Origin of the sequence: Paenarthrobacter sp. NPDC089307 (assembly GCF_040685055.1) — a bacterium.
GTDB lineage: Bacteria > Actinomycetota > Actinomycetes > Actinomycetales > Micrococcaceae > Arthrobacter.
On sequence record NZ_JBFBHE010000004.1, the window covers coordinates 287,617 to 302,349 of the forward strand.

Annotated in this window: 9 protein-coding genes; 6 read left to right on the forward strand and 3 right to left on the reverse strand. The window is 61.5% G+C overall.

Annotated features, from left to right (window positions below; translation table 11 throughout):
- Nucleotides 1-109: 109 nt before the first annotated feature.
- Nucleotides 110-682 carry a hypothetical protein gene (locus tag AB0N72_RS11660; RefSeq protein ID WP_363930560.1) on the forward strand — a complete coding sequence of 191 codons (573 nt, stop codon included), beginning with the start codon at nucleotides 110-112 and terminating at the stop codon, nucleotides 680-682.
- Between the two features lie 19 nt (nucleotides 683-701).
- On the opposite strand, the gene AB0N72_RS11665 is transcribed toward AB0N72_RS11660, so the two are convergent.
- Nucleotides 702-917: a helix-turn-helix domain-containing protein gene (locus tag AB0N72_RS11665; protein WP_363930761.1), complete on the reverse strand. Its 216-nt coding sequence runs from the start codon at nucleotides 915-917 to the stop codon at nucleotides 702-704.
- A 157-nt stretch (nucleotides 918-1,074) separates the two neighbouring features.
- On the opposite strand from AB0N72_RS11665, the gene AB0N72_RS11670 reads away from it, so the two are divergent.
- From AB0N72_RS11670 to AB0N72_RS11685, 4 genes are read left to right on the forward strand one after another with little or no spacing between them, the layout of a single operon-like run.
- The gene (locus AB0N72_RS11670; protein ID WP_363930561.1) at nucleotides 1,075-1,719 is read left to right on the forward strand and encodes an SAF domain-containing protein; all 645 of its coding nucleotides are present in this window, start codon (nucleotides 1,075-1,077) and stop codon (nucleotides 1,717-1,719) included.
- Entirely contained in the window at nucleotides 1,716-3,026 is a 1,311-nt protein-coding gene (locus tag AB0N72_RS11675; protein ID WP_363930562.1) for a P-loop NTPase, read from the forward strand. The genes AB0N72_RS11670 and AB0N72_RS11675 overlap by 4 nt, the downstream gene beginning before the upstream one ends.
- Before the next feature lie 57 nt (nucleotides 3,027-3,083).
- On the forward strand, nucleotides 3,084-7,940 hold the full coding sequence (locus AB0N72_RS11680) for an NAD-glutamate dehydrogenase (protein WP_363930563.1): 4,857 nt from the start codon (nucleotides 3,084-3,086) through the stop codon (nucleotides 7,938-7,940).
- 29 nt (nucleotides 7,941-7,969) lie between these two features.
- On the forward strand, nucleotides 7,970-9,439 hold the full coding sequence (locus tag AB0N72_RS11685) for a histidine kinase N-terminal domain-containing protein (protein ID WP_363930564.1): 1,470 nt from the start codon (nucleotides 7,970-7,972) through the stop codon (nucleotides 9,437-9,439).
- Nucleotides 9,440-9,539: 100 nt separating this feature from the next.
- On the opposite strand, the gene AB0N72_RS11690 is transcribed toward AB0N72_RS11685, so the two are convergent.
- Nucleotides 9,540-9,788, reverse strand: coding sequence for a WhiB family transcriptional regulator (locus AB0N72_RS11690; RefSeq protein WP_003804966.1), 249 nt, complete (start codon nucleotides 9,786-9,788; stop codon nucleotides 9,540-9,542).
- 238 nt (nucleotides 9,789-10,026) lie between these two features.
- On the opposite strand from AB0N72_RS11690, the gene AB0N72_RS11695 reads away from it, so the two are divergent.
- Nucleotides 10,027-10,515, forward strand: coding sequence for a hypothetical protein (locus AB0N72_RS11695; RefSeq protein ID WP_363930565.1), 489 nt, complete (start codon nucleotides 10,027-10,029; stop codon nucleotides 10,513-10,515).
- A 28-nt stretch (nucleotides 10,516-10,543) separates the two neighbouring features.
- On the opposite strand, the gene AB0N72_RS11700 is transcribed toward AB0N72_RS11695, so the two are convergent.
- Nucleotides 10,544-14,707 (reverse strand): FtsK/SpoIIIE domain-containing protein, encoded by a 4,164-nt coding sequence (locus AB0N72_RS11700; protein ID WP_363930566.1) that lies wholly within the window; start codon nucleotides 14,705-14,707, stop codon nucleotides 10,544-10,546.
- Nucleotides 14,708-14,733 lie beyond the last annotated feature (26 nt).

Genomic DNA, 14,733 nt, shown 5'->3' on the forward strand with positions numbered 1-14,733 from the left:
TCAATCTGGAGTCCATTCTTGGCACACTTTCTCGCACCTGTCCAATCACAATGCAATGTCGTCGGGCAAGGATTGGCTTTGGCTCCGTAATGCAGCCTAGTCTGACCACATGAGATGGGACTCTCTCTTTAGCGATTTGGAAGCACAATTTTCCGCCGAACGTGTTTTGGAGAGGGAAGCGGAGATCACCGAGCGGGCCAGGGTTGAGCTCGCGGGCATCGAACTCAATGATCGCTTACGGGCCCTGGGTGCCGCGCCGGTGAAGGTAATCCTCTCCAGCGGCGCCGCGCTTCAGGGGAACGTCAGTCATCTCGGGAGTGAGTGGTTTGTCCTGATCGAGGGTGTCCGGCAATGGCTGATACCTTACCCTTCGGTCCTCAGCTATCAGGGGCTGGGGCGGCTTGCGCTGAAAGCCTCTCCGCAACTTCAACGGCCATTGGGTATCGCCACCGCCTTGAGGGCGCTGGCCAGGGACCGCGCGTCGGTGGTTGTGCACTTGCGGGCAATGGCCGCAGGGGGCGTCGAACTGAAGGGGGTCATCGACAGGGTAGGTCGGGACCACTTTGATGTCGCCATGGTGCAAGGCGGCGAAATGCGGCGGGCCGGGAATGTGGCCAGTGTTGCCACTGTCCCCTTCAGCTCGCTCCTGGCGCTGAGCTCAGCGAGCGGGCCGGAATTCTAAGGCTGTGCAGCTTCGGCAACTAGCCTGACTTGGATTTGGCCTCTTCGATCATCCGGCTGGCTTCGGCGTATCGGTCCTGAATATATTGCTCGAGCATCGTTTCTTCGATACGCCATTGCCCGCGCCCTCCCACCTGGATCGCTTTGAGCTCTCCGCTGCGAACCAAGGCGTACGCCTGGGGGGAGTTTATCTGGAGTTGTTCGGCGACATCGGCCAATGTCAGGAATCGGGGCATGGCTCCATTTTGCCATTCATGCTGGCGTTTGGTGTAGTTATCCACAGTTTCGCCCCCTTTGCTGCCGGATGCTTTGGGTCGGAGGCGGCCCGCCGGTAAGAATGAGGAGGCAGGTCCGCCGACCATGCCTCCAGCCAAACACGGGGGAGTAGACACCATGGGTCCGAGCGCAACACTTGCCGCCGCGCGAATCAGCAAGCCTTCCTGGAAGGACCCCCGGTTGCTCATAGGTATCTTGCTGGTGTTGGTCTCCCTGGCCGGAGTGGTGGCTTTGGTTGGAAGTGCTGACAAGACGACGCAGGTGTATGCCGCGCGGGAAGAAATCGTTGTCGGCCAGCTGGTGACAACTGAAGACCTATCCGTCGTCAAGGTCCGTTTGGACGAGGTTGAGGCTGGCTACATTACGGTTGAAGATGGCCTGTCTCCGGGGAAAGTTGCCCTGCAGCGAGTGGCAAAAAACCAGTTACTGCCCCGTGAAAGCCTCGGAACAGTCGACGCACTGAACAGAAAACCCGTTGCGATTTCCATGGACGAGGAGCTGCCCGCGCAAGCTGGCGCGGGCGCCCGGGTGGACGTCTGGGTGGCCATGCCGGGATCAAGTTCCGCGTATGGGGATCCGCAGCTGCTGTTACCTGGTGCTGAAATTGCCCAGATCATCCCTGGCTCCGCCACGCTCGGTGCATCAAGGAGCACGACGGTGCTGGTTCTGGTCACAGATGAACAAATGCCCAAACTGCTGGGTGCGCAAGCCAACAAGGCCAAGGTTTCCGTCGTCTGGAATCCAGCGGGATTGGCCTCATGAGCATTCCCGTCGTTACCGTCGGCGCTGCCCAGGAGGCCGTGGTTGAAGGGCTCGAGCGCCTGCATGGCCCGGTAACGGTGGTTCGCCGATGTTCCGAACTCGCCGAGCTCATGGCTGCCTGCCAAAGCGGCCTGGCGGTGGCTGCCATAGTTGGTGACGGTTGCGAAGAGCTCACGGCCACCTTGGTAGACAGGCTTGGGGCTGTTGGGGTATCTGTCGTCGCCCTCACCGATAGCCCGGAGGAAGCGCGGCGGCTTGGTTCCATCGGAGTAGTCGCGGCACGCCTGGACATCGACCCGACCGCGCTCGCCGCTGAGATTTCCCAAGTAGTCGGACATGCCAGCCACTATGGACGGTTCGACGGCGGCCGCAGCACGGGGTTCGCGGATCCGGGCTTGGATATGCCCTTGATGCCCCTTCCGGACAGTGTGGAGGAAGAGCCAGGCGGTTCGGGGCGCATCTATGCCGTGTGGGGCCCAACGGGCGCTCCAGGCAGGACTCTGCTTGCGGTGAATATGGCGGCAGAGTTGGCCGCCGAGGGCCGGTCGGTCATTTTGGTGGATGCGGACAGTTACGGGGCCAGCGTTTCGGCGATGCTGGGCCTTTTGGACGAGTCCGCCGGTTTGGCCCAAGCGTGCAGGCTCGCGGACCAAGGCCTTCTCGACGTCGACTCTCTGGCATCAGCGGCCAGCAGCGTCTTCACCAAGGCTGGGTCTTTTCGCGTATTGACTGGAACCACCCGGGCGGATCGTTGGACCGAGTTGCGGGCTGCGGCACTGACCCTCGTCCTGGCCAAAGCAAGGCAACTCGCTGACGTTGTTGTGGTTGACACGGGCTTCTGCCTTGAAGCGGACGAAGAACTGAGCTTCGACACGTTGGCGCCCCGGCGCAATGCGGCCACCTTGTGCAGCTTGGAGTTGGCCGATGTGGTCTTCGCTGTTGGCGCGGCAGATGCGATCGGGGTCCCACGGCTTGTTCGGGGTTTGGCTGAACTGGAAATGGCCGTTCCGCAGGCGAAGCCCCGTGTAGTGCTTAACAAGGTCAAGCGATCAGCCGTCGGGTACGGCCCGAGGCAGCAGTTGGCTGATGCCTGGGGCAGGTACGGCCCAAGCGTTGGGATCGAAGCCTACCTTCCTTCCGATCCAGCCGTTTGCGATGCCGCGTTGCTCTCCGGCTCGGTCCTCCTGGAAAGTGCGCCCGATTCTGACCTGCGGCGCGCCATCGCGAGCCTCGTATGTGCTCCTGTCCATGAAAACAGGAATTCCTTTGGACGAAGTACCAGAGCCCTGCGCCGCCTTAAGCGCTAGGCTCGGCATGTGGGCTGCAGAGTCGCAGCAATCAACTTGTGATGGAGGCGTTTGTCGATGTCGTCAGGATCCAGCGTGGAGGATCGGTCCGATGCAGCAGTTGTCCGTGAGGGGTTCTTCGGTGACTACTACGAGCACCTCGCGGAGGAGGACGCCCGGGCGTATTCCCCGGAGCTGCTGATATCCAGGGCCACCAAGCACAAGGCGGTTGCCCAGTCGCGCCGGCCCGGAAATGCCTTGGTGGAGATAAGCAGCGAGTCCGACCGTAACGTCTTATACATCGTTACGGACGACATGCCCTTCCTGGTTGACTCCGTCAATGCAGAACTCGTCCGGCAGAACTGCGCTATCCGCATGGTCATGCACCCCTTGTTTGTAGTGACCCGTGACCGGGTTTCCGGCGAAATGCGGAGCGTTTCGAGGGTTCCCTCCACGGTGGGAATTTCCAGCGGTGACACGGCAGCACTGCCCAGCATCGCCCACCTTCTCGGGGATGGCGACAACGCTTCCCACATGGAATCCTGGATAGCTGTCGAAATCGACCGCGTCAGCGATGACGCCCGCCAGCAACTCATCGAAGGGTTGCATCGCGTCCTCGGTGACGTACGTGCCGCCGTCGAGGACTGGCCGAAAATGCGCAGCAAGGCGTTGGAGCTGGCCGAAGCGCTCGGTGGCGTCTCGCATCCCGAACAGGTTGCCGAGCTGCGGCAGGCGCAGGACCTTCTACGGTGGCTGGACAACGGGAACTTCACCTTCCTGGGATACCGCGAATACGACCTCGTGGATGAAGACGGCGAGGACGTGCTGCAGCTTCGTGAAGACAGCGGTCTCGGCCTTCTGCGCGCAGGGGACAGCACCCGCCAGGTCCAGCACCTGACCGATGCCGGCCGTAAGCGGGCAAGGGAGAAGCGGGCCCTGGTCATCACCAAGGCGAACTCGCGCTCAACGGTCCACCGCCCGGCCTACCTCGACTACATAGGCGTCAAGAGCTTCGACGCCCAGGGCAACGTCAACGGCGAACGCCGGTTCATCGGGCTGTTCGCCACCAGCGCCTACACAGGCTCTGTCCGCAGCATCCCAATTGTGCGCGACAAAGTTGACGCAGTACTGAGGAATGCTGGTTTCCCGATCGATTCGCACTCCGGCAAGGACCTTCTGGGCATCCTTGAGACCTACCCCAGGGATGAACTCTTCCAGATCGAAATTCCGGACCTTGCCGCAACGGCCATGGGAATCCAGCGCCTGCAGGAGCGTCGCAGGACCAAGCTGTTCCTGCGGCCTGATATCTACGGCCGCTTCATGTCCGCCGTCGTCTACCTGCCACGCGACCGGTACACCACCAGCGTCCGCCTCAGGATCGAGCAGGAACTCCGTGAGACGTTCCAGGCCGAAACGATCGACTACGAGGCCAGGATCACCGAGTCCGCACTTGCCCGCGTCTTCTTCAGGATCAGGCTGCCGCGCACGGCTGAGCTGGCAGAAGTCAACGTCCAGGAACTCGAGCACCGCCTGATGCGGGCTTCGAGGTCTTGGAGCGAGGGCATCACGGAGGTTCTTCGCGAGCACCACCCGGCCGAGAGCGCGGATGCCCTGTCAGCTCTCTGGGCTGAGGCTTTCCCCGCTGGTTACCGCGTGGACTATGAGGTTGAAGACGCCCTGCAGGACATCGAGCGCTTCGAGAAGTATGGCGCTGAGGCAGAGCGGGCAGGCGAAACCACCAAGAACGTAAAACCCGGCGTCCACGTATACCTCCCCGAAGGAGCCGGTGAGGCACTCGAAGAGGATGCCCGGGTCAAGCTTTACCTGATGGAACCCAAGAGCCTGAGCCAGATCCTTCCCTACTTCCACAACCTCGGCCTGGAGGTACTGGACGAACGGCCATTCGAGATCGAAACTGCGGACCACCGCGACTTCTTCCTTTATGACCTCGGGTTGAAGTACCCGACGGGAATCGATCCCCTCGCCACCGGGAACCTCTTGGCAGATTCCTTCGGTGCTGCAGTAACGGGCGCTGTGGAGTCGGACAACTTCGACCGCCTGGTTCTCCGCGAGGGTATTCATTGGCGCCAGGTAGTAGTACTTCGGGCCTACGCCAAGTACATGCGCCAGATGGGGAACACGAATTCCTTCGGCTTCATCGCTGACACCCTCCTGGGCAACCCGGATGTTGCGCGTGGACTCATTGAACTCTTCTCGGCCCGGTTCGACCCCTCAGTAGCGGACGATGTCCGGGAGGAACGCCAGGGCGCAGCGCGGGCTTCCCTCGCCGAGTCGGTAGAGCAGGTTGCCACCCTCGACGCCGACCGCGTCCTGCGGACCTTCATCAACCTTATTGAGTCCACGCTGCGGACCAACTACTTCCAGAATAAGGACTACCTCAGCTTCAAGCTGGACCCGACCTCCATCGAGGGTCTGCCCTTCCCGCGCCCGATGTTTGAAATCTGGGTTTACTCCCCACGCGTTGAAGGCGTGCATCTGCGCTTTGGCAAGGTGGCCCGCGGTGGTCTTCGTTGGTCGGATCGCAGGGAGGATTTCCGGACCGAGATTCTCGGACTGGTCAAGGCCCAAACTGTAAAGAACGCCGTTATTGTCCCCACGGGAGCCAAGGGCGGGTTCTTCGCCAAGAAGCTGCCCAACCCCGCAGTAGACCGCGCCGCCTGGATGGCCGAAGGCATCGAAAGCTACAAGACATTCATCCGGGGACTGCTGGATATCACCGACAACCTCGTGACGTCTTCCGACGGCGAAAGGCTCGTCCCGCCGTCGGACGTCGTTCGGCACGACGGCGACGACTCCTACCTCGTGGTGGCGGCCGACAAGGGCACGGCGACCTTCTCCGACACGGCAAACGGGTTGGCAGCCGAGTACGGCTTCTGGCTGGGCGACGCCTTCGCCTCCGGCGGATCCGTGGGTTATGACCACAAAGCAATGGGCATTACGGCCCGCGGGGCATGGGAATCGGTCAAGCGTCACTTCAGCGAGCTTGATCTCGACACCCAGACCGAAGAGTTCACCGTGGTGGGCGTCGGCGACATGTCCGGCGACGTTTTCGGAAACGGAATGCTTCTTTCAAGGCACATCCGTTTGGTGGCCGCCTTCGACCACCGTCACATCTTCCTCGACCCCAACCCTGATGCTGCGGCGTCCTTCGCTGAGAGGCAGCGGCTGTTTGAGCTGCCCAGGTCCTCATGGGACGACTACGACCGTGCACTCATCAGTGAAGGCGGCGGCGTCTATGCGCGGCAGGCCAAGACCATCCCGGTATCGGAGCAGGTGCGGAAGTCGCTGGGCCTTCCGGAAGGAACGACGCAGCTTAGCCCACCCGAACTGCTCCGGGCGATCCTGCTCGCTCCGGCGGACCTGCTTTACAACGGCGGTATCGGCACGTACGTGAAGGCAAGCACGGAGACCAACGCAGCAGTCGGTGACAAGGCCAACGATTCCATTCGCGTGGATGGGCGTGACCTGAGGGTAAAGGTTGTCGGTGAGGGTGGAAACCTTGGTTTGACCCAGCGTGGACGCATTGAGGCGGCGTTGCAGGGCGTCATTCTCAATACGGATGCGATCGATAACTCCGCGGGTGTGGACTGCTCGGACCATGAGGTCAACATCAAGATTTTCGTTGATCGCATGGTGGCGGCCGGCAAGCTCAAGGAGGATGAGAGGGCGGCCTTCCTGGCCGATATGACCGATGAAGTCGGCCGTCTGGTGCTTCAGGACAACATCGACCAGAACATCCTGCTGCTCAATGACAGGACGCGGGTTGCTGATTGGAGCCCAAGTTACGAACGACTCATGGACTGGCTGGAAAAGTCTGCCGACCTCAAACGTGATCTTGAAGCGCTGCCCACTACGGAAACGCTGCGTGCCCGCTTGGAACAGGGCCAGGGACTGACCTCGCCCGAACTTGCGGTGCTCTCGGCGTACGCGAAAATCGAACTCAGTACCGCGCTGCGGGACAGCAACCTGGCTGACGACCCTTGGTTCTCGGACACAATCCGCAACTACTTCCCGAAGCAGTTGCGTGAAAGGTTCGACGCCGAGCTGGATACCCACCCGCTTCGGCGCGAGATTATCGCAACCGTGGTGGCCAACGACATCATCAACCTGGGCGGCATCACGTTCGCGTTCAGGGCCATCGAAGAAACCTCGGCCAACGAGGTAGCCGTCGCCAAGGCATTTGTTGCCCTGCGCGAAATCTACGACCTCGATCCGATGGTGGCCGAGCTGAACGCGCTGCCTGCATCATTCCCCACCGAACACTGGAGTGAAGTCCACCTGGACATCCGGCGCCTGCTTGACAGGGCCGTGCGTTGGGTCCTGGGCCAGGGAATGGCGTCCCAGCCTATTGCGAGCGTCGTGGACGCTTTCAAGCCGATGATGTCCCCCTTGCGCGCCAAGCTTCTGGATTACCTGCGTGGCGAGGACAAGGTCCGCATCAGCGGGTGGCTTGATAAGGCGCTTGCTTGGGAACTTCCGGAACACCTGGCCCGCAGGTGGGCTGAGCTATTCGAAAGCTATGCCCTTCTGGACATCGCGCGGATTGCCCAGACCGGCAATGACAGCGTGGAGCACGTAGCGCACGTGTACTACACGGTGTTCAACCGCTTCCATGTGGACTCGTTGCTCGAACGCATCAGCTCCCTTCCGAGGGATGACCGCTGGCAGGCCCTGGCCCGTGCAGCCCTCCGGGATGACCTCTACTCAACAGTTGCCGACATGACCACCTCGGTCCTTGAAGCAACGGAGCCCAACGCCTCCGCAGAAGAGCGCCTGAAGGCCTGGGAAGGACTTAACGCCGAGCAACTGGGCAGGGCAAAGACCATGTTCGATGAGGTCAATGCGCTCGAAGCCGACGACATGGCCTCACTGTCGGTAGCATTAAGGCTCTTGAGGTCAATCGTCCGGCGCTAGGATTTCCCCGCGTCGTAAATGGAGGTGCAGTGGCAATCTTTACGGACCCCATCAGGGAACACGCTGATTTCGGGCCTGGAGATGCCGAATGGCTGCACCTCCTCGTCGGTGACTGGCAAATGGTCGCCGACTTGGCTTTCGCGGACCTGGCATTGTGGTTCCCGCATCCCGAGTTTGGCTACATTGCCCTCGCCCACGTCCGTCCGTCGACATCTCATACGGTGTTCCACGCGGACTTCGTGGGTGAGGGCATCCGCTCGGACCTCCGCCCGCTGGTAGAGAAGGCATGGAACAGCAGGGCCATCGAGCGCTCCAGTGAAACGAGCTGGAGCAGCGAGATGGCACTGCGCGTCGAAGCGGTGCCGATGGTACGCAACGGAAGAACACTGGCCGTCGTGACATCGCACATGGACCTGTCCAGTTCCCGCATGCCTTCCAGGCTGGAACTGACCTACCGACAGTGTGCCTACGACCTCCTCCGCATGGGCACCTTGGGGCTCTGGCCGGACTTCGCCTCCCCGACCGGTTCGCGCCGTGGGGCACCCCGCGTCGGTGACGGACTGATCCGGCTCGACGCCGACGGCATAGTCCAGTACGCAAGTCCCAACGGAGTCTCGGCATTCCGCAGGCTTGGCGAAGTTGAGTCCTTGGAGGGCCGGTCGCTCGCCGAGGTGACGGCCGGACTGCTGAAGGACCGGCGGATGGTGGACGAGACACTGCCCTTGGTGGTTACGGGTCGTATGCCCTGGCGAAGTGAAATTGAGTCCAGGGGCGTCAGTCTTTCGCTGCGCGCCATCCCTTTGCGCGACGAACAGCATCGTTTCGGTGCACTCGTGCTGTGCAGGGACGTCTCCGAGCTCAGGCGCAGGGAGATGGAACTCGTGACGAAGGATGCGACGATCCGTGAGATCCACCACCGGGTCAAGAACAATCTTCAGACAGTGGCTGCCCTCCTGCGAATGCAGTCCAGGCGCATGGTCAGCGATGAGGCAAAGCAGGGCCTCGAGCAGGCCATGCGGCGTGTGGCAACAATCGCGCTCGTGCACGAAACCCTGTCCCAAGGCTTGACGCAGAGCGTTGATTTCGACGAGTTGATCGGGAGGCAATTCCGGTTGTCGGCGGAGGTGGCCTCGCCGTCCCAACAAGTACGGACGGAACGTTCAGGTCTATTCGGGGAACTGCCCAGTGATTTCGCGACTCCCTTGGCGTTGGTCATCAACGAACTCGTTACCAACGCAGTTGAGCATGGGCTGGAGGGTCGGACCGGCACCGTGTGGCTGATCGCGGACAGGGCCGAAGGGGACGGCAAGGATGAATACCTGACAGTGACCATTGCCGACGACGGCGTAGGGCTTCCGGATGGACAGTACACAGAGGGCCTGGGCTTGCAGATTGTCCGCACCCTTGTCACCAGCGAGCTCGGCGGAACCATTCAGTGGATTCCAAGGGATGGCGGCGGGACCGCCGTCGAAATCGTCCTGAACCTTGCGCGGGCATAACTGCCGGAAATTCCGGCGGCATTAAAAAGAAAGGCCGCGGACCGGATGGTCCGCGGCCTTTCTGTCTCGAATCTCTGTCTTCGAGCCTGAGTCTTCTAAATCAGGAGGCGCGACGTGCGCGTGCTGCGCGGCGCTTGAGTGCACGCCGTTCATCTTCACTCATTCCGCCCCAAACGCCTGCGTCCTGGCCGGACTCCAATGCCCACTGAAGGCAGGTGTCCACTACGGGGCAGCGGCGGCAGACGCTCTTGGCTTCCTCAATCTGGAGAAGTGCAGGTCCCGTGTTGCCGACTGGGAAGAAGAGCTCCGGGTCCTTGTCGAGGCAGGCTGCGCGATTACGCCAATCCATGCTGATCAGTCACTCCATTCGTGAGAACTAGAAAGGCCTTTTGTGAAAACATTCACGAGAGGCTCCAAAGGAAAGGGGCCCGCATGGGCCCCCTTGGTCGTCTGAGTCAAGCGTTTCATGTTAACGCCTTGTAAACAAGGGGTGTTAGTGGTCGAAATGCTCGGAATCCGTGAGCGATGCATCACATCAGCCGCCAGTGCCCTCACTGCTAGATGACTATGTCCGGTAGTGTGCCAGTGTGTCAAGACCTCCTGTAAACCCTGCCCAGCCCTCCTCTGGCCATGAAGGAAACGACGATTCCGGCCGGCCGGCTCCGAGTAGCTCCGGGGCGGCGCGGCCCCGGGGAATACTCGTCATTTCCATCGTCGTTGTCCTCGAAGCCGTCGCCCTGCTTGCTGCTGCGGCTTGGTATGGCTTCGAACTCCTGACAGGCGCCCCGGTGCTGACCTTTTGGGGCGCGGTCTTCACTCTGGTCCTGCTGCTGGCCTTCTCAGCGTGGTTGTTCGCTGTGGGGCATTTCTTGTTTCGTGGGTTCCGGTGGACGCGCGCTGCTGCTCTCGTGGCTCAATTGTTTGTCCTCACCATAGGCTTCCCCACAATGACAGGCGGGCTTGTGTTCCAGGGGCTTGCCATGATCATTCCTGCGTTGGCCGCCATTACCTTCCTGTTCCAGAGAGATGTCATCTCTTATGCCTCGCGTACGGGTGGTACGGCAGGCGCCCTGTAACTGCTTGTCCGTATGGCGCCAGAGGCTGTCACCCCGATTCGGGAAAGCCAACGGATAGCACTACCTGACAAGGGGTTGCTTCTCCTCGGTTGATAAGAAAACCCCTGCCGGGGCGTCGGCCGGGGTCGACCTGCAGCCGCACGCCCAGCAGTTCGCCATCGTGCGCATTTCCAGGCGACAAGACCAACCCCATGCCTGAAGCCCGCACTTCCTTGGCCAAGGGGAGCTGATGGTGGAGGGCTGGACTGAACGCGGCTGCCAGGATGATCCCCGCGACTTGCCCGGCCAGGACACCGAGAGCCTGATGGCCTTGTGCATCCAAAGAGTCAGCGTCGTCCACCAGGAGGACGCTTTCGGGGTCCAGGTCTCCCATGGTGGCGGCCGACGCCGTTGAGGCCCAAAAAGCTCCCGCCGAGTAGGGGTCAGGCGGGAAGATCCAGGGAATCTCCTTGTTCAAACCCGCCAACGACCAAAGGATTGTGGTTTTGCCGGACCGTGGGCTGCCCAGGATGACGCTGACGCCCCTGTCTTTCAGCGGGAAGGCCGCGGGGAGGGCTTCGTCGCCGGCGACTCCGAACCACAGAGGCTCAGTTTGGGCTCCCGTTGCGGAATCATTCCTGAAGGGTGACGACGCTGCCATGTAGCCGAGGAAATCCTCAGGTGTCAGGAGTTGGGGGAGAGGGCGCAAACGGAATGGCGGTTCGGTTGATGCAAGGTCCCCGAACGGCCAGGTCCCATCGGGTGGGGCTTCCCTGAATTGCGCTGTGGCCATCTGGCCCTCAACGATGTTCCCTAAAACGACAGCCCGCCCTGGGATCGGTTCCAAGGCCGGGAGGCGAGGCCAGTGAAACCTGGACTCCTCAGTGGTTCCCAAGGGAAAGTAGATGCGGTTCGGGATCGCTGCAAACAGCCGGGAACCAACCAATTCCCGTTCGCCTGAAATCAACAGCGTGATGCCCAAGGGACTTCCGTCCCGGGCAATATCGTGCAGGATTCCCTCTGCCCATTCGTAGGGCCCGCCTCGCAGGGTCGATGCCCAAGAGCACCAGCCAGCGACAATCAATACCAGCGGTGGACATCCACCGTTGACGCCGCCCGCGGCACGCCGACGCTCCATCTCAGCGGCCACCCGGGTCAGGATCCCGGCCGCGAAGCTTATTTGGTGGACGCCGGCTGAAGCACCTATCCCTTTGTGCGTCCTTACCTGACCCAGCAGTCCATTCGCATCCAGTATGTAGAGATGGGGATGGGGCGTCTGTGTTGCCAAGGCGGCAGCCATCGCCCGGAAGCATTCCTGCATGCCACTTGATGGGCTGCCAATCATTGCGAGGTTTCCATGTTTGTCGGGCAACCAAAATAGTCGCTCGACCCTCTGCTGCATCGGCCTGTCGAGGAGGGCCACGGGTCCAACCCGCCATGAGGGCGTGTCGCCTTCGCAGGTCCCCTCGCCTTCGCCGGTTCCCTCAGCTTCTCCCGTTTGTGAAAGGTCAGCATGCCAGGGGATGGACAAAGGCATGGGTGCGGCAATGGGGCTGCGGGGTGCGGGCATGTCGAGTCGCCGCCAGGCTTCCTCGACAATGGACACCAGCCGACTGGCGCCGGGATCTGCCTGGAATTCCTGAGCTGCGCCCGGACGGCAGGAGCCCACCTCCCGGCCGTCGGTCTCCAGTATGCCCCATGGCTCCTTAAGCGCCTGGACAGCTGATTGAACAGCCGGCTTGAGAAAAGGACCATGTCCGTATGGCATCTCCCCAGCGCGGGAAAACCCGCTGGTGAAGTGCACTGTATCCAGAGATGCAGCCTGAAACTCCTGGGGTTCCTTAGCTGCTGTCGCAAGGAAGGCCCGGCCCGGAATATCAGCTCCTATGGACGCGGCAACCTTGGAATTGATGATGTCCAGTGACTCCATCTCTGACTGGACCCGGAGTGCGATGGTGGAGGTTACATTTGCGCGGATGTCGGCGTTCAACGCTCCTTGAGGTCTTTGCGTGGCCATAACCAGGTGGACGCCCAACGAGCGTCCTATGGTGGCGATCCGCATGAGTTCGCGGAGGGCGCCGGGAGCCTCGTCGACGAGGATACGGAACTCATCAATGACCAGGATCAGATGTGCCAGCCCCGCATGTTTGGCACCATCTGTTTGCTGGTATTGAGCCAGGTCCGCGGCCCTATGGGCAGCGAACAGCTTCTCGCGGTACCTGATTTCTCCGCGCAGTGACTCCAACGCCCGATCAAGATCCTGCTGGCTGAGGTCCGTCAGGAGGCCCACGCAGTGGGGGAGGGCTGCCAGGGGACCCAGACCTGATCCTCCCTTGAAGTCAATAAACAAAAAGGTTGCATGTTCCGGTGGGACACTTAGCGCGATGGAAGCCACGATCGTCTTCAGGAGTTCCGACTTTCCTGAGCCGGTTGTGCCGGCAACCAACAAGTGCGGCCCATCGAGCTTGAAGTTAAAAGTGAGCCGTCCGTCTCGGCCTTCCCCCAGCACAGCCGTCAGGCCGTCCGTCCAGGAGGCTGAACGCCATCGGTTCTGGATCCTTCGCTGGCCGTAAGGAAGCAATGCAGCCAGTGAAGACCGATGTGGAATCACGCTCCGGGTGCGAGGGCCGCCATCACTCGCGTTTGCTGCGATAGTGCGGCAGAAACTGTCGAAAACCGCGGCAGGAACGAGGTCAGGGACGAACTCAAGGCGCTCGCTGCCCGACGCGAAAGATGCCGCTGTTCCCGACGCCCTGATCTTGATGACGGCATCTGGGGTCCCAAGGTTGGCCTGGCAATGCAGAACCTGCCACTGGGCCTGTTGGGCGGCCTGGATGATTCGGAACAGAGCTTCATCCCCATGATCCAGGTTGCGTCCCATCAGGATCAGCCTTCCGTGCGGGGTATGCCCAGCTTCCTTCAGCGCAACCAGGGCCTCGGCGAAGTCGGCAGCGAGCGTCACTTGGGGAAGGAAGCGGGCACTGAGGGGGAGTTCTTCAGGCGATCCCAGTACCAGGACAGGAGTATCGGACGATCCCGGGAAACCAGCCAGTTGCATGATGAGGAATCGAAGAAGGGCTTCCACGTGGTCGTCGTTGCCGTGGATTGCCACGACCGTATGGCACGGGTCCAACGGTACGGGGCACAAGCCGGCCGCGGGTGGTGAGAATTGTGGGTTCTCCGGTACCACGCGGATGTTGGCGGTTGCTTCAACGGTGCCCAGACGTAACCAAACCGGTTGGTCCTCCGGGCCGGGTACTCCACCGCCCGGCGACGGGTTCAAGCCGGCCCCACCGGATCCGGAATCTCCAATGCCGACGTCCTTGAGCACCGTGGGATTGTGGAAGGACGCCACTATCTCCGCAGCAGAAGGTAAACACCGACGACGTCTGTCGATGTCTTCTCGGACCGCACGATCAAGGGCTCGACGGCATTCCTGCCGGCCCCTCTTTCCCAGCATCAATGGGAAAACCAAGCCAAGTGCGGACATGGCACTGAAGCCCAAGTACATCCACATTCCAGTGGCAACTGCGAGACAGACCCCGGCAAGCAACGGCAACCCCGCGGCAAGGACAACGGTTGCGCGGCTGCCGTGGCTCAAGGCCTGGGGTACCTCTATTGGTTCTTTTACAGAGCGACCCGCATCCTGCGCGAGGACGTGAGAGACATCGCCGTCCGGCGAGATGGTGAAAGTAGTGTTCCCGCAACGGATGCTGGAAAGGGAAGTGACCAAGGACTGGCGGGCGGACCGTCCATCCACAAGTACGGGATTCGCTGCCCCCACGGCACTTATTTGCAGTCGTTCACCCGAGACGTCCAGCAGCGCGTGCTCCCTTGACATCCCGGGATCGGGTAGCGAGATTCCGGCTGTACCCCGGCCGATAAGGTGTTGCCCGCGTGGCAAGCGAAAGACAGAACCGGCGGCGGGGCCGGTATGGGTGAGCAACATCAGGGGCAAATGGGAGGCGGCGCTTCGCGTTGGCGGTGCGGAGCTATCCACGAGCACAGCCCCGGACACAAGTGGTGGCAGCCCGACAGTGAGTTCGGCAAGGTCCTGCCCTGCGACCCAAAGCCGTCCAGTGTGGCGGACCCTCTTGAGAAGGGCTTCCAGCTGCACGCCCGACGTGCCCGGCGGCAGCGCGATGGACAGTTCCTCCGGGTCCGCTGACGTGGCCGCAGCGGGGCTTCGAACCAGTGTGCACTCCAACGTCATCGTTTTAACCTCCCTTTGCCCTTTCC